Below are 18,815 nucleotides of genomic sequence, written 5' to 3'. Positions count from 1 at the left end.
TGAAATATGTCTACATCTTATTTCTGGCCGCGATTTTCCAAACCGCTACTTTAAAACATTAACATTCAAAAATTTAGCTTCTGCTCATGTCTTCAATTGCCGATAACATTGCCCGTATTGAAAAAGGATTAAAACAGGAAAACGGTTACCAGGCCAGACTGATCGCAGTTACAAAAACCAAGCCTGAGTCGCTTCTCCTGGAAGCTTACGAAGCTGGCTGCAAACGGTTTGGCGAAAACAAAGTCCAGGAGATGGTGGGCAAATACGAGGCACTCCCAAAAGACATTGAATGGCACATGATCGGGCACTTGCAATCCAATAAGGTCAAATATATGGCGCCATTTGTTTCGCTGATCCATTCGATAGATAGTTTCAAGCTATTGAAAGAAGTAAACAAGGAAGCTGCCAAAAACAATCGTGTGATCGATTGTCTGCTTCAAATATTCATAGCCAGCGAGGAAACCAAGTTCGGTTTGTCACCCGAGGAAGCCGAAGAGATCCTGACTGCACCGGAACTGACTTCCTTACAAAACATCCGCATTGCCGGGTTAATGGGAATGGCGTCAAACACGGAGAACGAAGAAGTGATTAGGGCAGAATTCCGCGGCCTTAAAACTCTGTTCGAATCATTTAAAAAATTCAGCAGCGACCAGGTACAAATGCGCGAACTCTCCATGGGTATGAGCGGCGACTACCTGATCGCGGTGGAAGAAGGAAGTACGCTGGTACGCGTGGGCAGCGCCATTTTCGGCTCACGCTAACCTGCTTTCGGCCGACGCTTTGTCGAGCACTTCCTGCACTTTCTCTTTCACAAATTCAAAGGTAAGATCGCAGCAAGGCAGGTTGGGCTGTCTGACCAGCACGACGTTGTCGCCGCTACCATACTTACCAGAATAGGGATTATAATTCAAAAAGTTATTCAAAGCACCCATCAGGATCATTCCGAATGTACCTGATGCATTCGCCAGGTGAGAAGGCCCGCTGTCGAGACCAATGAAAAACTCAGCCCGGCGGATTACCTCCGCAGTTTCCAGAATGGACAACTGCCCGCAAAGGCTGCGGTATGCATTTGTTTTAGCTGTCAAGCTACTCGCCATTCCAACTTCGACAATCTGATAATCGTAGCTTTCTGAGAGCCAGTTAACAAGCATATCCCAACGCTCGGAAGGCCAGTCTTTGGGTTTGTAGTTGGATTGGCAATGCAATACAATGTAACGGTCTGCCAGACCAAGACTATCGACCTTGCTTCTATGCTTGTCCTGCAAGTACAATCTCGGATGATCATCAGCCGGGAACGTTGACTTAGGCGGAATCAGATCTCCCGTTTGCGCAAAAACTTCCAGCAGGTTACCATAATCGAAATAGTTGAAAATGGTAATATCGCGTCGCACTGCAACCGGATTGTCAATAAAAACCTGGCATTTGGGACAATGGTTATTGTTACTGAATTGCAGCTCTATGACTTTATCAAATACATTGCCCGCAAGTAAAGTCTGCCGCTGGGTAACGCAAAACTCAGGAAATACTTCGTTGATCTCGGGATTAACAGCAACCAGCTCCTGAAACACAGGCCTGACAAACCAGACAATGTACGCATCTGGATGCAGCGACCGGACGTAGCGGGATATCGGCTCGGCCGCAATAATGTCGCCGAAGTGTTCGGTACGTATGATGGCAACAAGCTGTTTACCGGGTGCTAATTTCTTCTTAACAGACTCGAAATGCCGCCTGGCCTGGTAGCCTTTCAAACGGGCTTCAAAAATGTGGGAGTATTTGTGATAGCGGTGTGTCCAGAGCTGGATAAAGCGTTCTAAGGTCATTTGAGTAGCTTGTAAGCGATCCGCGGAGTGAGTTAAAACCGCGTTTTCCTGAGCTGCAATATAATAAAATTGAAATAAACCGTTGGTTGCACTTTCGCGACCGGCTAACTTTACCCCTTCCATTATATCCCATTTCTATGAAATTTATGATACAGGCAGGCGGTATCCTGGGTGCGCTGGCAGTGGCACTCGGCGCATTCGGAGCACATGCATTAAAAGGAATGCTGGAAGCTTCCGGCCGGTCCGAAACCTTTGAAACTGCGGTTAAATACCAGTTTTATCACGCCATTGCAATGGTGCTGGTTGGTTTGCTGATGCAACGTGCAGGCGCAGATGCTATCAAGCTCCTCGGCTGGTCGGGTAATGCATTCGCGATCGGTGTGATCATTTTCTCCGGCTCATTATACGCTATATGCTTCACAGGCATTACCAAATTCGGCGCAACCGCCCCCATTGGCGGACTTGCGTTGATAGCAGGCTGGGTACTGTTAATACTAGCAGCTGGGAAGATTTAATTTTGAATGATTGAATGGAGGAATGATTGAATGATTTTTCCTCGATTCAATCATTCATTCATTCAATAACTCAAAATTCCTCCATTCACTCATTCACTCATTGACTCATTTAAAATTATCCTCGCGAAAGCGTAAACGGCCGCTGCGCGTCTATTTTCAAAAAGATAAACAGCAATATTGAGAATGACCATAGCGAGGAGCCGCCGTAGCTAAAAAATGGTAGTGGGATCCCGATAACCGGCATGAGCCCGATTGTCATACCCACATTTACCATAAAGTGAAAGAATATAATCCCGGCAACGCAGTACCCGTACACTCTCGCAAAACGGCTGCGTTGCCGCTCTGCCAGCACTACAAGCCTGGAAATCAAGCACACGAACAGAAATACTACCACGGCGGTGCCCACAAAACCGTGCTCCTCTCCCACTGTACAAAAGATAAAGTCGGTGCTTTGTTCAGGGACAAAATCGAATTTGGTTTGCGTTCCCTGCAAAAATCCCTTTCCGGTAAATCCACCCGAACCAATCGCGATCTTGGATTGAATTACATTCCACCCAATCCCGCGGGGATCTGAGTCGGGATCAAGCAGTACCATGATCCTGCCCCGCTGGTGCTTTTGAAGCACGTTATTCATAAAGAAATCGACACCAAAAACGATCCCGATCATCACCAATGAGATTACAATGGTAGCCCACAGCCCGCCGCGCCGCCTGGTCATTACCGGCATCAGCCAGATCACCAAACCAGCGATCACGATAATAGCGGCAGCGATATACCATTTTACAAAAAGCAATGTAATGATCAGCAAAGCCGCCATAACCATCCCGATCGCCGGGATAAAGCCGGGCATTCCTTCACGATAGAGAACAATGGCAAACGAAGCGAATACCAGCATGGAACCCGTTTCGTTCGACAACAAAATCAGGAATGCAGGTAAAGCAATGATCCCCATGATCGGATAATAATCTTTCAGCTTCCTGGAAAGGCTGATCGCAGGGTCACTCAGATACTTAGAGATAGCGAGGCTGACTGCAAGTTTGGAAAACTCGGCTGGTTGTAGTGAAAATGCGCCGATCTTGATCCAGGAGCGGGACCCATTGATATTGGAACCCGCAAAAAGTACCAGTATCAATAAGACGATAACGACCGCGTAGATGATGAACGAGAATGTTTCATAGAATTTGTAATCAATCACCAGTATACAGATGATCAGCAACGCGGCGGTACCAATCCACATCAGCTGCTTTCCGGCGTTGTTGGACAAGTCGAACATGCTGGTCCTGACTTCCGGATTATAGACAGCCGCATAGATATTCACCCAGCCGATCAGCAGGCACGCAATGTAGATCAGGACAACCATCCAGTCTACATTCTTGGTGATGGGTTTATTCTCAGGCATGTATCGGGTATTTGAACAGGTGAATCCTTTTCAGGGGAAATTATGGGTTAACTGCCACAGGCTTGTTTTGGGCAGAAGGTTTTTCAGGCGCTGGCTTTTTCTTCGTAGTATCCGCAGGAACCGGCTTTTTCTGACCAGGCAGCACAACTTTGCTCATAAAGTCTGCCTTGAACATTCTTTCTTCCAAAGCCTTGTTGGTGATTTTCCTTGTCAGGTATTTTTCAATAACAAGGTTGGCAATAGGTGCAGCGGCCGATCCACCTGCTCCCGCATATTCAACGAAAACAGCAATGGCGATCTTGGGATCATCTACCGGCGCGAATGCAATGAAGATGGAGCTATCGTCGCCGCGCTTGTTTTGGGAAGTACCCGTTTTTCCGGCAATGGTAATACCCTCCACACGCGACCGGCGTGCCGTACCGCCTTCCACAGCTCCGATCATACCTTCAATCACGGGATCAAAATTGTGCGGATCTACTCCGCTATCATGCCTGACGAGGTACTCGGGTTTCACAAACTTCTTATCCCCAATCCCGTGGATCACGTGAGGTGTATAAAAATAGCCGCGATTGGCGATAATAGCTGCCACGTTGGCCATTTTCAATGGAGTGATGAGCAACTCTCCTTCTCCGATACTCAAAGAATAAATATTGGAGAATTTCCAGCGGTACTCGCCGTAGAAACGATCGTAGTACTTCTTGTCCGGCAGGTTTCCCTTGTATTCACTGGGCAGGTCAATCCCCAGACGCTGACCAATCCCGAATTTGCTGATCGCGTCGTGCCAGGCGTCAAGCCCCACAGCCGAGGCGCGGAATGTGTTTGAGATATTGTTTTTATAAATCAGTCGGCGGAATACATTGTAGAAATAAGGATTGCAGGAATGCATTACTCCCAATGCGACGGTCCCGGTAGCCGGGTGATTATGGCAGCCCATCGGACAGTTGGCATGGGTAAACCCACTTCCGGGCGTGATCACGCCCTCCTGTAAACCAATCAGCGCCTGGATCAGCTTGAAAGTCGAACCCGGGCGGTAGCTCGCCATCACCGGCCTGTTGAAAAGCGGCTTGTACGGATTTCGCGCGAGTGCCGCGAAGTTTTTGGAAAAATACCTGCTCGCAAGGATATTGGGGTCATAGGTAGGTGCAGATACCATCGTAATGATCTGCCCGGTTTTTGGATCAATAGCGACAACACTTCCCACCTTGTTGACCATCAGACTATCTGCATATTGCTGGACTTCCAGGTCTATTCCGGTGTACAAATTCTCCCCTGCAACGGCCATGGTATCCAGCTCCCCATTCTTCCAGGGACCTTTGTATACCCCGCTTACATTTTGCATCACGAATTTTGTGCCCCGTTTACCACGCAGCTCATTCTCATAGATCTTCTCAATCCCGCTTTGACCAATGTAGTCACTTTGCCGGTAGTAAGGCTCTTCCTGCTTTTCCAGCTGGGATCTGGTAATTTCACTCACATAACCAAGCGTATTGGCGAGTGTGGGCGCTGTATAAGTCCGCAGTGAGCTTTTGGCAAATTCAAATCCTGAATAATCGACCATAACGTCCTGAATAGACGCAAAGTCCTCCTTCGAAAGCTGCCTGAGAAAAAGCGATGGTTTGTTGCGGCTATATGCACTCGCTGCCGCCATTAAGCTGTCAAAATCCCTTCTTTCAATCCCTAAAACCTGACAAAGACGTAACGTGTCTTCCACTCTTGCCTTATTGGGCGTCACCAGCAAGTCGTAAACGGGCGTGTTATATACGATCAGCTTTCCGTACCGGTCATAGATCTGGCCGCGGAAAGGAATTTCTATTACTCGTTTGATGGAATTGCTCGACGATTCAATGGAGTAGCTTTCGTCGAGAACTTGTAGGTAGAAGAGCCGCAATAAGTATATTAAACCTACTAATGAGAAAAATCCAATAATTACAAATCGACGATTTTCAAGCATTCTGCACTATATATTCCGGTTCTCTATTTTCACACGAAGTTCGTCATATCATCACACATATCAAAGCCGCTCATTCGCCTTTTGCAACAACCATAATCACCGATTCTTTGTCGATTACGACAGCTCCTTCCGGCAGCCCTTTTGGTTTTCTCACGTATTTTTTCGGCGTGTATATCACAGGGCAAAGTGAGTCGTTTTTACGTTTGGAATAGAATGCAGCCAGCTCTGCCGCGCGTTCGATCACAGGCGCCGGAAACGTTTTTCCGGATTGATTTTTGACAACCACGTGCGACCCGGTTACGTCTTTTGCATGCAGCCAGAGATCTTCTTTTGATGCATATTGCTTCGTCAGCACATCATTGTTCTTCGCATTCCTGCCGACCAGAATCGTGTAGCCCATGAAGTCAATGCGTTTGAACAACTCGCTGACGGGTACTTCCACTTTCTTGCTGTCGAGTTGATTGGCTTTGATATAAGTCCTCAATTCCCTCAACGAATCAAATGTTTCTATGTTTCTCAAATGCACATCCAACTCTCCGCGTTCTTTTTCCCTGAATGCGAGACTGTCATTAAGCCGGGCAATCTCAATCTTCTCGTTTTTTGCCTTTCTATAATAGTTCTCCGCATTCTTTTGAGCCGAAAGTTCTTTTTTCAGCTTGATACGAATCGGGGCTTCCCGGTAAAAATCAAAGAGTTCTACCGTTTCGGCGCGTTCGGGGATCGCGTGCATATTGGCCATGATGATATTCCCGATCTCGTCGTTTTTAACCGCACTTTCCAGCTCGACCAACTTCTGAAATGTATTTTCAAGATAGTTGTCTGTCTGCTGCATGCGCTTCCGAAGTACCCTGATCCATTCCGCTCGTTCCCGTTCGATTCCGCTCAGTCGGATGTAGGTAATGTAAAAAGCGTTTAACGCCGCAATAGGGTCGGTAAACTGCTCCATCGGCTCGCCTGTTTCAATGAGCGACAGTACAGGTTCCCCATCCACTTTCACCAGGAAAAAGTGTGGAGAGTCTAGTTGTTCCAATGTATCCTGAATTACCTTCCAGCGTGATTCTGCTGCTTCAATGCCATTCAATTTTTCAGTCAAATATGCATTAACCAGTTTTCCGAAAGTCGGGAACAGGGGCTTGTGATCCAGCTCATTTCTGACGTAGGCAGGAAAAGACTGGTCTATCTGGCGGTCAAGCGCAGCGATGTTCAACGATTTGTCCGCAGCCAGTTTATTATTAAAAAGCTGCATTACATTCCCCGAATTATCGAATGAAATCAAATTAGAGCGGTTACCAAAAAGCTTGAAAACCAATGCATCACCTGCTTCAAACCGGATTTCAAAAGCGCGTTCATTTTTAAAAACGCGAACGTGATCTATCTTTTGTGATTTAAAATCGGTAAACAGGTTGACCGAATTCTTGCGGGCGCGGTCGAACCTGTCGGGAAAGCTGAGGCAGGCAAACCGGGAAGTAAGAGTGGCTTTGATGAAGAAAGGCGATAACAAAGTCTCGTCCTGCGCGGAAGCTGCAAAAACAAGGATCAGCTCATCCTTCTCCTGACTGAATGCTTCAATAAAATATTTACCCGCAAGTTCCTGATGGAGCCTGGCAGCGAGTTGTTTCAAAAAGTAATAATTCTGATACACGGTATTTTTTCAGTGAGGTGGTAAAAGTAGGGAGAATGGAGGAGGGAGGAAAGGGAAGATGGAGGAAAGGGAGAATGGAGGATGTAGGAAAGGGAGAATTGAAAAACAAAAATCCTTTTCCCTCCTCCTTCCTCCCCTTCCTCCTTCCTCCTTTTTAAAAAAAGAGAAGCTCCCCGGAGCCGGAGAGCTTCTTCCATAATACTACTACACTTAAAAAATTAATGCGCTGCTGACGTGTCAACCTTGCCTTTGCCGCTTTTGGTCCAGAGTACAAATGGGACACATATCAGGAAAAGAACGCCCAGGTAGAGGAACACATCCATATAAGACATTACCTGCGCCTGTTTCGATACCGTAAAATCAAGAATTTTGTAGCCGCTTTTCAGCGCAATATCCGACGTCATTCCTTTGGCCATAAATGAGTGCTGTAATCCTTCCACCCGCTGCTGAACAGCCGGGTTATTCACATCCAGCTTGCTAACCAGATCATTCCTGTGCAGCATATTCTGGCGTGCGATGAAAGTCGTGATCACTGCTACACCGAATGAACCGCCGAGCTGGCGCATCATTCCTGTAAAAGCGGCGCCTTCACCAATTTCCCGTCCTTTTAGTGTCGACAATGCAAGCGTCGTAATCGGAACAAACAACAGTCCCAATCCGATCCCGCGTACGATCAGCATGTTAAAGAATGCATCTGATCCGGTATCAGGAGTGAGTACGAGGTATCCCCAATAACTGTAAATGAAGAAGAATATCATCCCGATCGCGACCAGGTACTGCTGCTTCACACCGCGTTGCAGCAGCTGTCCTACCACGGGCATCATCATCGCAGTCACGATAGCCGCCGGCACCATGAGCATCCCGGACTGAGTGGCAGTCCAGCCCAATGTAGCCTGGGTATAAAGTGGGATAATGAATGTAGATCCATATAAGCCGAAGCCCAGGATAAACGAAAGTATAGTTCCCACACGCAGGTTTCCATTCGACAAAACCCGCAGGTTCACGATTGGATTCTTATAAGTAAGCTCACGCCAGATAAAGAAAAAGAATGCGAAGACGGTGGTAATGGAAAGTATCAGGATAATTTCATCATTAAACCAATCTTCCTCCTGCCCTTTTTCCAAAACATATTGTAAGGAACCTACTGCAACCGCCAGGAAAATAATCCCCCACCAGTCGATCTCGCTGCTGCTTTTCTTTTCAGCGAACCTAGGGCTTCTTACATATTGCAGCGTAAGCATTGCTGCTATAATCCCCAGCGGGATGTTGATGTAAAAAATGTAAGGCCAGCTGTAATTATCGACAATGTAACCTCCAAGCGGCGGGCCCAAAGTTGGCCCTACGATCACACCTAGTCCGTAAATGGCTTGCGCGATACCGCGTTTTTCCGGTGGATAGCTTTCCGTGATCAGCGTTTGTGCAGTTACCAGCAAAGCTCCGCCGCCAAATCCCTGTATCAGCCTGAAAAATACCAGCTCCCAGATATTGTTTGCATTACCGCAAAGAAACGAGGCGACCGTAAAGATGATAATCGACGCTGCAAAGTAGTTTCTGCGGCCAAACTGCTGCGAAAGCCAACTGGTCATCGGTACAATGATCACGTTACCAATTGCGTAAGCGGTAATTACCCAGCTTACTTCGGACAATGTACCACCAAGGTTACCGCGCATATCGTTCAGGGCTACGTTGACGATCGTCGTGTCAACGATTTCCAGAAGCGCACACAGCACAGCGGTAATGGTGATAATCACCCTTCTATACCCGTATTCTACGAGCGATTCCTGTAATTCCATCCTGATTGATGTTCAAGATTATCAATTGAGTACCTTAATCCAGCTCTACATCCACGAACACGTTCATGCCCGGGCGCAGTTGGGAAATAACCTTATCGTCAGCCTTCGCAAATTCAATGCGAACCGGCAGACGCTGCACTACCTTCACGAAGTTACCACTCGCATTATCAGGAGGAAGCAATGCAAAGCGGGCGCCCGTAGCAGGTGAGAAAGAAGCTACGGTTGCTTCAAATTCATGCTCAGGATAGGCGTCCACGTGTACCCGTACTTTCTGGCCAAGCTTCATTCTGGTCAGCTGTGTTTCCTTGAAGTTGGCAACAACCCAAGGTTCTTCTGTTGAAATAATGCTGAATAATGACTGGCCAGCTTGCAGATACTGTCCAACCTGCGCATTCACTTTTGAAACGCGGCCCGCACTCGGCGCGGTGATAACCGTATATGAAAGGTTCAACTCGGCATTCGCGATCTCCGCCTGGCGGGCTTTGATGTTCGCATTAGCAACCTGGGTCTGACGAGAAGTTGCACTTGTTTGTTTCCCTGCTGCTTTCGCCTGACGCTCTGCTGCATTCTTTTGTGCTACCAATACAGCGAGGGCACGTTCCGCTTTTTGCTTCGTCGCCGAGGCTTGTTCAAATTCCTGTTGTGTGATCGAATGGTCTTTGATCAGGTTTTCATAACGTGCATAATCCTGATTGGCTCTCCATACATTTACTTTGGCTTCCTCAATCTGCGCCTCTACAATGGAGATATTGGCCTCATAAGTAATGCCGCTTGCAGCAGTCGCGCTTGTTGTTGCATTCGCTACAACCAGGCTTCCCTCCGACCCTGCCAGCGCAGCTTTCGCCTGTTCCAGTCTGATCAGCTGATCGCGGTTATCGAGTACGATCAGCGTATCTCCTTTTTTTACTTCCTGGTTGTCTTTTACCTTAATTTCTGTCACATATCCCGATGTCCTGGGAATAACAGGACTGATGTTCGCATCGATCTGCGCATCGTCTGTTTCTTCGTGGTGCAATCCGTGGTTGTACTTGGTAAATCCCCAGGTCCCCCCGGCAATGATCAACACGGCAAGAATGATCATAAAGCGGTTGCTCTTCTTTTTCGGTGTGGTTTCTTCGGCTTCCATTATTTTAGTTTTGAATGATTGGATGATTTTTTTTCTATGGAGGAAAGGGAGGAGGGAGGAAAGGGACGAGGGATTCGCATTTCTTGTATAATTAATTTAATTCCTCCTTCCTCCCCTTCCTCCCTTTCTTCCCTTTCCTCCTTCTACTGAATTACACCCGCCGTCTGTTCGAGGCGCTTGAATGCGACGATCGCATCGGCCTTGGCGGCTTCGTAGTTGATCTGGGATTGGACTTGCGCCACGTCGGCGTCGAGGAGTTCGGTAGTTGTTACCAAACTGTTATCATATTTATTTTTTGTTATTCGATAATTTTCACTCGCTTGCTCCACTGCCTTTGCGTACACATCTATTTTTCTTTTGCTCAAAACATAGTTGTAATAAGCAGTATTGACTTCCAGGTGAATGCGGTCCAGCAGTATTTCCTCGTTGGTCCGCAACTGATAAGCGTGGGTGCGGGCCTGGGCAATTTTCGATCCTGATTTCCAGAGTGAGGCCACATCGTACCTGATTCCAATACCTGCATTCACTGTATTCGGGATCACCGCCACGCCGGGAATGTTGAGTGCCACATAACCTGCTGTTAGTGCAATGCTCGGGTAAAAGTCCGACTTGGCACCTTTGATATCGATGTTAGCAGCCTTTTGGCGAATGGTATTGGCAGCGATATCTTTTCGGTTTATCAAAGCCTTTTGTTCCCAATCGCCTACATTACCTTCTTCCTGCAACTGGATAAAGCTGGCAGAATCAGCAAGCAGGGACGTATTCTCGGGTAAGCCGAGCAGCAGGTCCATATTGATCGTGGTTACTTTAAGATCATTCTCCGCGTCCAGCAGGGTCAGCTCTACATTGGATTCCTGCAGTTTGGCTTTCATGAGGTCGTTTCTGGCCAGCATTCCATTTTTCTCACGGTTGGTAAACTCCTCTACACGCTGCTTTTCTCTCAGCAGGTTCTCGGCAACGAGGTCCACCGATTTTTTTGCTTTGTAAAGATTGCTGTACGCTGCAATCGTATTTTGGATCACCGCTTCCCGGTCGCCTTCCGCATCCAGCTTGGCGGCTTCTTCCAGGTAGTGAGCCGATTGCAGTCCGTACTTAAACTTAAATCCCGAAAACAGCGGCAATGCAGCGCTCGCCATTCCATACATCGCCTGGTGAACTTCCGGCGTAGCTGATCCCTGTGCCGTACTGTCGCTGGTACTTGGCCTGAATTTCAGGTTGATGTTCGGTGTATTTACGCGCAGGTAAGAACCCGAAATACTAAAACTTGGAAGCTGGTTTTCCTTGATCTGGCGGATACTGAGACCGGCAAGATCTACATTGGTCTGACTTAATTTAAGCTGCTTGCTGTTTTTAAGGCTCATTTCAATGGCCTCTTCCAGGGTGATCGTGCGTGCAGTCTGAGCAAATGCCTGGCTATTTGATGCGAGCCAGAACACGCCGGCTGCCAACCAAATCATTCTCCTAATTTTGATTGTGGTGTTCATTAGTTACTGTCGATTTAAATAAACTTTTTAGGTGCTGGCTCAATTTGCCTTTGAGGTGGTTCAAAAATTCAGCCTGGTCCATATGTTCCAGGTTGTTGATTTTTTTATAAAAATCCTGGGAGGCAATGGCGTAATTGACTGTCCCGTACAGGGTTGTTGTCATCAGGCTCATATCAATATCATCGCGAAAAACACCGGCTGCCTGCCCCTCGCGGATCAGCTGCTGCATTAGTTCGATATTTCTCATTTTCAAGTTCATGATATGCTCAGAGATCGCTGCATTCCGTTCCGATGACAGCGTTTCCCGCATCATGATGTTGTGAAAACACTGGTTACCGGTAAGCCTGTCTATCACACTGTCGATCAACAAATTGATCTTCTGCATTGGCACCAGCTCCGCATTCGTAATGAGTGTTTCCAGCCGCGACCTGGATTCGGTCATCCTGATTTGAAACAAGGCTTCTATCAACTTTTCCTTTGATCCGAAATAATAGGAGATCATCGATACGTTCACGTCCGCTGCCTGGGCAATGTCGCGTACCGAAGTACCCGCAAAACCCTTCTGAGCGAATAGCCGCTCAGCCACTTCTATAATCTGTATTTGTTTAGCGTTGTATTCCATTTGTTTAGCTTCACCGGCAGAGTTTTGATTATCACGCCTGCCGATGACCTTACAAAATTACCCGATCACAAAACAAAATTCAAACGATCGTTTGAATATATCAAACAAACGTTTGAATCGTTGCATCATTTATTGATTTAATACCATTAAAAATTTTTAATATTGAGATTAAAGTGAGGCAACGTCTTGCGCCCGGTTTTTGTCATGTACTGGCATTCTATATTTCCAATCACCCTATCTTTTTGTTCGTCCTGCTTATGAAGCCACATTTTACCAGCAAGCTTCTGCTTCTCACGTTGTTCATTTTCATCTTCAAACCAGCTTATTCCCAGAAACTTCCACCTGCGTGCGGCACCAGCGATTCTGTTACCGGCGCTGTTCTTGCAAAGTATGCCATGCTGAAAGACCTCACCCGCGCACGGACCAGCGCCGGTGAAAAATTGGAATACAGGCTTGCACTGGACGTCAATTATGAAACTTACCTGATTTACAATGGCGATAAAGAACGGATTACCCGGGAGGCATACCGGTTCATACAGGCTGCTTCGGATATTTTCGAGCGGGAGATCAATGTAAAACTGACTGTCAGCTTTATCCACATCTGGGACAAGCGTGAACCCTACGTGCTGAATGAAGATTTTGATTACTTCAATAATGTGCTGAACTACTGGACTACAAACCGTTTTGAAGAAAGGGACGCCGTCGTAAGCCTGTCATGCAGAAGCGGCTGGTTTTATGGCGGCTACCGGATGTGCAGCTCTAACTTTCCTACACCTGGCAACAACACCAACATTGATGTAGACCTGCTTGCGCACGAACTCGGGCATACACTCGGCTCACCGCACACCCATAGCTGCAGCTGGCCGGGCGGACCGATAGACCGCTGCACGCTGGTGGAGGGCGCACCTTACGAATGTCCCGACGGCGGCTACACCGAATATGTAAATGGGTCCATTATGTCCTATTGCAGAAGCGTTCTCACCTTTCATCCGCTTTGCCGCAACCTGATGCGCGACTACGCGGAAGGTAAAGTCATTCCAGATTTCAAGCTAGGCGCTTTCTCCGAAAAACCCGATAATGCGACAATCCTCACTTTGAATGAACCCGACCAGAATGCCGTTACCAGCACACCTGCATTCAAATGGGAAGCGGCTAAACGCGCTGATCAGTATCGCTTCCAGTCTGCTCGCGATCAATCGTTTACCCAAATCATTGAAGACGTTGTAACAAAACAAGCTTATGTTCAGTCTAACGGGCTTGCTGAGGGAGTGTACTATGCACGGTACCGCCCCGAAAATGAGCTGGGTAATGGAAACTGGTCTGAATCGGTCCCCTTTTCAGTGCTGCCATTTTCAGAAAATACATTACCTCCATTATTGTCAGATATTAAACTAAGCAGCAATGGCAGTCTTTCGGGGTATTTTCAATGGTTTGCAGGTATCAGTTCCTATGAAGTCCAGGTAAGGGATTTAGGGGAAAAGCCGATCGAAACGCAGGTTCTGACACCCACATCGAATGGTCGGCAATTCTTCATCTATCCTCAGAAATTGGATTGGTTCCGCAATTATGCAATCCGGATACGGGTAAAAAAGAATGATATCTGGAGTAAATGGTCACAGGAAACCTTCACTTCGCCCGTATGGTACAATGAGCTTATGCAGCAATACCCGCAAAGCCGCATTTCCGCTTCCCCTATTCTCGCCAACATCTTCGACAAACGTGCACTTTATCCGGAATATGTAAAAAGCGACTTACAGGTCGCAACTGATGCCGATTTCAAAAATATCATCGCAAACGACTCGGTCAATTCCAATGGACTTAACTCCTGGTATACCACCAAGACGATCCACAGACCTGTTCTGGATGAAAACAAATACTACTTTGTACGCTCGCGGCTGCGCTGGAATACCTCTTCAATGACCGATTGGACAACCGGGCAACTCACAACGGGCTTCCGGGACCAGCGATTTGAATTCCTCGGGCTGGTATCTCCTAACCTGCAAAGCCTCAACTCCGCCCGTAGTGGAATCCCGATGATCAAATTTTTCAAAACGGCAGATAAGCTGTATGTACACGAGTGGTATAGCGGCTACTATGAAACCGGGGATTTGAAAGAATGGAAGGCAAATACACCCTCCACTTCCAGCGGCTATATCCCGACAACTATTGCCTACTTCGGTGCAAGCCAGAATGGAAATGTGTTCCTGATCGATGGCCAGAACAAGCTGATCGAACAATCCCGGCCAACTTACGAGTATGCAAGGTCGCCTCAGAAATTTTATCACTCACAAAACGGCACGCTCCTGGTTTCCCAAAAAGATGGGATTTTCATGCGGTCAGACAACGCTGGCGTAGTGCGCTTCTTCAATGGAGAGTGGTTTTACTACGATCATACCACGCTCATGACCGATCGCGCGCTGGTGGTAGCTGCGGATCCCGACGGACAAATCTGGGCTTTGATGGATGGAGGAAATGTTTGGCGGTTTAACAATGGCTGGTCGCAACATTCGTACATCCGGGATGCCCAGCTCGTTTCCGGGATTTCGTTTGACAATGATAAAAATGCGTATGCGTACGGAGAGTTCGGCGTTTTAAAATTCAACTCCGGTTCCGGCGGTTGGGACCCGGTGGAGCAGCTGGCTTCCATTCCTGTTAAAAAAATCGTTTTTGATAAAGAAAACAGAATGTGGGCTGCCGCCTACAAACAATACGGTGCTGATATGATTTATCACGCGCTCATCAAATACAAAGAAGGGCAGATCAATGTATATGCCGACGGACTTAATATCCTGCGGGAACCGTTCGATGTCGAAGTTTTCAAAGACAAAGTCATACTTCTGACCAGCGGCGGCGAGCTGCATTCATTCGAGGAGAGCGCGATTCAGCGTTTTACGCCTAGGCCAGCCTACTGTACGGAAGATGAGCTTACCTCGACAATCACCTCCAATTCCTTCTTTTCAAAGGATAACAGGACATTGATCAGGTTTAAAAAAGAGGACAGTGCTTCCATCCTGTCTGTTCCGGCTGGCGTGGAGAGTAATTTGGTCCGCTTTAAAATACCCGATTCACTTGCCGCAGGATCTTATACCCTACAAACGGTTACCACAAACCCGGCGATAGAAAGCAATGAAAGCGCTCCTTTTATGGTATACAAACCCGCGCCTGCATTAATCACACTTGCGAAAAACAGTGCATCGAAAGCATTACTGAAAGCAAATGAAGGCGAGGCGCTGACTTATCAATGGCAGTTTAACGGTAAAGATATCCCTGGTGCAACAGGGTCTACCTTTTCAGCTGTGGCCGCCGGCAATTACCAGGTTGTCGTAAGCAATGCGGGCGGATGCAGGTCACGATCGGCCGAGCTGACGGTTGCTCTGGAGACTCCCTCAGGAATTACATTGCTTCAAAACACGCCGAATCCGGTGATTTCTTCCACCGACATTTCATTTTACCTACCGGAATCACAGGAAATTGAACTCGATGTTCTGAATGTACGCGGACAGGTAGTGCGTCACGTTGAAAAAGGGAACAAGCAAAGTGGCTGGCATCTGGCAACCCTTGACGCCGCGCACCTGCCCTCTGGCGTTTACATTTACAGGCTGAAAGCAGGGACTGTTACCAGAACAGTCAAAATGGTACGTTGATGTTATTTAATGCGGCTGGGGTTTTCACTTACAAACGCACCCCAGCCGCCTTTTTTAGCCTTTTTTGAAGATCCACTGGCGGCTGCCGCCGGTGAGTTGGCGTGGTATTGATGACAAATTGCGATAGCAATTCCGTCGGTGGCATCCATAAATTCGCGGCTCAATTCCATTTTCAGGATCTTCTCCAACATATAGGCTACCTGCTCTTTGGAAGCACTTCCGCTTCCTGTAACCGACTGCTTGACTTTCTTCGGCGAATATTCAACGATGGGTATGTTCCGGGCGAGCGCCGCCGCCATTGCCACACCCTGGGCACGTCCGAGTTTCAGCATTGACTGCGCGTTTTTACCATAAAACGGATCCTCAATCGCCATTTCATCGGGCAGGTAATCCTCGATCAGCTGCGTAATGCGCTCAAAGATTTTCTTTAACTTCAACTCGTGCGTGCTATATTTGCTTAAATGAATTACACCGTATTGAACGAGGGTAATCTGCTGATTTTTGACCGAAATCACGCCATAACCCATTACCTGAGTACCGGGATCAACACCAATAATTATCTTCTCGGGAGCTTCGGGCTGCTGCAATTTTATCATGGTGCAAGATAACGAACTCTCCCCTCCCAAAGAAAAAACTAGTCGCTTAAACCTCCTATGGGGCGTCAAGCTGATTGTGACTTTTCTGATCCTGAGCTACATCTACAAAACCTTTCAAAGTGAGCAAAAAGTTGCCGGTGATGTAGGTCAGGTGCTGAGTAATGCCTGGAACACCGCCAACCTGGCCCTGATCGCATTGATATTGATCCTCGTTCCGGTAAACTGGGCACTTGAAAGTTTAAAATGGCGCAAGCTGGCGCAGAAAGTACTTCCGATTACATTCAAGGAAGCTTTCCGCGGCACACTTACCGGACTCGCAGTAGGTGTGGCTGCGCCTGCCCAGCTGGGAGATACCATCGGCCGGATTGCTTCCCTGAAATCGGACAAGCGGCTCGAAGCAATCGGGGCTGCATTGGTTTCGAATGGGATACAGTTCAGTGTGTCTATGATAGCAGGTGCGGCTGGCTGGTTTCTGTTGAAAGATCAGCTGCTCATTCCGGAGCTTACCAAAACAATGGTAAGCAGGCTTCTGATTACAATTTTCGTCCTGAGTTTCCTGGTAGTCTGGTTTAGAAAACAGCTGACTAACTGGCACCCCGCGCGTCCATTTTTTCAAAAACTACATTCTTATATCCGCATCATAGGCGCCTACTCTGCACCTGAACTACTCTGGGCTTCGCTTTACGGCACTTTGCGCTACTGCGTTTTCCTGAGTCAGTTCGTACTTGCATTGTCACTTTTCGATCTTTCCATTGCAGTCTCTGACCTGACTGCCTGCGTTTCGTTGATCTTTCTGGCGAAAACCCTCATTCCTGCAATTAATGTTCTCGGTGATCTGGGCTTGCGGGAATTCACTGCACTGGTTGTATTTGCGTCTTATAACCTGCCGCCTGAAAAGATCATCGCGGCAACATTCATGGTCTGGATTGTGAATGTACTCGGACCGATCCTCGTCGGCATTTACCTGATCTGGAAATACAAATGGAGGCAGAGCGCTTAAAAAATGCACCTTATGATTGAACAATACCTGCTTTCCTGGCTTATTCCTTTCATCTGGATTCTCACGGGCAGTTATGCCGTTTTCACGGTTGTTCTTTTGTTTTTTTGGTCAAGAATCAAACAACCAGCGCGCAACCTTACACGGGACTTACCTACTATTTCCGTCATTATTCCGGTCAGGAACGAAGCAGCAAATATATTGTCACTCTTGGCTGATCTCGCCAAGCAAACGTTTCCCGCATCTAAATTTGAGGTATTTGTCATGAACGACAACTCAACAGATCAAACTGCCGGGCTTGTTCGTGATTTTGCAGGAAAAAGTGAATGCAACATCCAATTGATCGATCTGCCGGATACCGCCACCACTTCACCAAAAAAGCGGGCGATTGAAACAGCGATTGCCGTCGCGAAAGGAGAATGGATAGTCACGACGGACGGTGACTGCCGTGTAGGTCCTGACTGGCTGCATACAATCGCAACCAGCCAGGCCGCGAGTAATGCAAAACTGATCAGCTCTCCGGTGACATTCTATTCGCCAGAGACTCTGACAGACCATTTGCAAATTGTTGAATTTTCAAGCCTGATCGGCAGTGGCGCAAGCGCTATTGAAGCGGGATTTCCTTCCATGTGCAACGGTGCCAATCTTGCTTACGAGAAGCAGACGTTTTTTGACGTAAATGGCTACGATGGAGTGCGTCACATTGCCTCGGGCGACGACGAATTTTTAATGCACAAGATAGCCGCCAAGTTTCCCGGTTCAGTCCGTTTCCTGAAAGATCCCGCTGCGATCGTCACTACTGCCCCGCACCGAAAATGGTCTGATTTCTTTCGCCAGAGAAAACGGTGGGCGAGCAAATGGAAGCATTATCAAACTGCAACTCCGCTCGTACTCGCCGTGTACGTATTTCTGTGCAACCTGTCTATCATTTTGGCCGCAGCGATTTGGCTCGCCGGCGCCATCCCGGCAAGCAGCTTTCTTGCAATTGCGGCTTTGAAAAACATACCCGAAATTGTTTTCCTGGGCAGCATATTGAAGTTCCTGCGCCAGTCGCGTTCCATTGCCTTCATTCCATTGACGCAGCTTTTTTATCCGTTTTACGTCTGCTTTTTTGGTCTGGCTGCGCAAAAGCCCGAGTACCAGTGGAAAGGCCGGAAGCTGGTCTGAGCAAATAAAAAAAGTGCCCGCAAACGCGGGCACTTTTAAGTTTCACATAACGCTATAAG

Annotated in this window: 14 protein-coding genes; 5 read left to right on the top strand and 9 right to left on the bottom strand. The window is 47.6% G+C overall.

From position 1 onward, the window contains the following. Window positions 1–86 precede the first annotated feature (86 nt). On the top strand, window positions 87–761 hold the full coding sequence (locus ASG33_RS14900) for a YggS family pyridoxal phosphate-dependent enzyme (protein ID WP_056286849.1): 675 nt from the start codon (window positions 87–89) through the stop codon (window positions 759–761). Here ASG33_RS14900 and ASG33_RS14895 read toward each other — a convergent pair. Continuing rightward, window positions 753–1,820: a glycosyltransferase family 9 protein gene (locus ASG33_RS14895; protein ID WP_056288475.1), complete on the bottom strand. Its 1,068-nt coding sequence runs from the start codon at window positions 1,818–1,820 to the stop codon at window positions 753–755. The two genes, ASG33_RS14900 and ASG33_RS14895, sit on opposite strands and share 9 nt — an antisense overlap. 137 nt (window positions 1,821–1,957) lie before the next feature. Between ASG33_RS14895 and ASG33_RS14890 the strand changes: the two genes are divergently transcribed. Continuing rightward, entirely contained in the window at window positions 1,958–2,335 is a 378-nt protein-coding gene (locus ASG33_RS14890) for a DUF423 domain-containing protein (RefSeq protein WP_056286845.1), read from the top strand. 115 nt (window positions 2,336–2,450) lie between these two features. Here ASG33_RS14890 and rodA read toward each other — a convergent pair whose 3' ends face one another. From rodA to ASG33_RS14855, 7 genes are all read right to left on the bottom strand, one after another. Then, complete coding sequence (rodA, locus tag ASG33_RS14885) at window positions 2,451–3,734, bottom strand: rod shape-determining protein RodA (RefSeq protein WP_056286843.1); 1,284 nt, start codon at window positions 3,732–3,734, stop codon at window positions 2,451–2,453. 40 nt (window positions 3,735–3,774) lie between these two features. Beyond that, window positions 3,775–5,685, bottom strand: coding sequence for a penicillin-binding protein 2 (mrdA, locus tag ASG33_RS14880; protein WP_056286840.1), 1,911 nt, complete (start codon window positions 5,683–5,685; stop codon window positions 3,775–3,777). Window positions 5,686–5,755: 70 nt separating this feature from the next. Further along, window positions 5,756–7,306, bottom strand: a complete 1,551-nt coding sequence (locus tag ASG33_RS14875) for an NFACT RNA binding domain-containing protein (RefSeq protein WP_229238656.1) — start codon at window positions 7,304–7,306, stop codon at window positions 5,756–5,758. Between the two features lie 239 nt (window positions 7,307–7,545). Beyond that, entirely contained in the window at window positions 7,546–9,120 is a 1,575-nt protein-coding gene (locus tag ASG33_RS14870) for a DHA2 family efflux MFS transporter permease subunit (RefSeq protein WP_056286836.1), read from the bottom strand. Between the two features lie 34 nt (window positions 9,121–9,154). Continuing rightward, on the bottom strand, window positions 9,155–10,246 hold the full coding sequence (locus ASG33_RS14865; RefSeq protein WP_056286833.1) for an HlyD family secretion protein: 1,092 nt from the start codon (window positions 10,244–10,246) through the stop codon (window positions 9,155–9,157). A 143-nt stretch (window positions 10,247–10,389) separates the two neighbouring features. Further along, window positions 10,390–11,703 (bottom strand): TolC family protein, encoded by a 1,314-nt coding sequence (locus ASG33_RS14860; RefSeq protein ID WP_056288472.1) that lies wholly within the window; start codon window positions 11,701–11,703, stop codon window positions 10,390–10,392. A gap of 4 nt (window positions 11,704–11,707) precedes the next feature. Continuing rightward, window positions 11,708–12,352: a TetR/AcrR family transcriptional regulator gene (locus tag ASG33_RS14855; protein WP_056286831.1), complete on the bottom strand. Its 645-nt coding sequence runs from the start codon at window positions 12,350–12,352 to the stop codon at window positions 11,708–11,710. 257 nt (window positions 12,353–12,609) lie between these two features. Here ASG33_RS14855 and ASG33_RS14850 point away from each other — a divergent pair, with 257 nt between their 5' ends. Beyond that, entirely contained in the window at window positions 12,610–15,996 is a 3,387-nt protein-coding gene (locus ASG33_RS14850; protein ID WP_056286828.1) for a M12 family metallo-peptidase, read from the top strand. A 2-nt stretch (window positions 15,997–15,998) separates the two neighbouring features. Here the strand turns inward: ASG33_RS14850 and ruvC are convergent, their stop codons facing one another. After that, window positions 15,999–16,592 (bottom strand): crossover junction endodeoxyribonuclease RuvC, encoded by a 594-nt coding sequence (gene ruvC / locus ASG33_RS14845; RefSeq protein ID WP_056286825.1) that lies wholly within the window; start codon window positions 16,590–16,592, stop codon window positions 15,999–16,001. On the opposite strand from ruvC, the gene ASG33_RS14840 reads away from it, so the two are divergent. After that, window positions 16,591–17,592 (top strand): lysylphosphatidylglycerol synthase domain-containing protein, encoded by a 1,002-nt coding sequence (locus ASG33_RS14840; RefSeq protein ID WP_056286822.1) that lies wholly within the window; start codon window positions 16,591–16,593, stop codon window positions 17,590–17,592. The two genes, ruvC and ASG33_RS14840, sit on opposite strands and share 2 nt — an antisense overlap. A 12-nt stretch (window positions 17,593–17,604) precedes the next feature. Then, window positions 17,605–18,756, top strand: a complete 1,152-nt coding sequence (locus ASG33_RS14835; RefSeq protein WP_056288468.1) for a glycosyltransferase — start codon at window positions 17,605–17,607, stop codon at window positions 18,754–18,756. Window positions 18,757–18,815: the final 59 nt, after the last annotated feature.

Origin of the sequence: Dyadobacter sp. Leaf189, assembly GCF_001424405.1 — a bacterium.
Classification (GTDB): Bacteria; Bacteroidota; Bacteroidia; order Cytophagales; family Spirosomataceae; genus Dyadobacter.
Note: the sequence above shows the minus strand (reverse complement) of the source record. Positions and strands in the feature narration are given on the sequence as shown.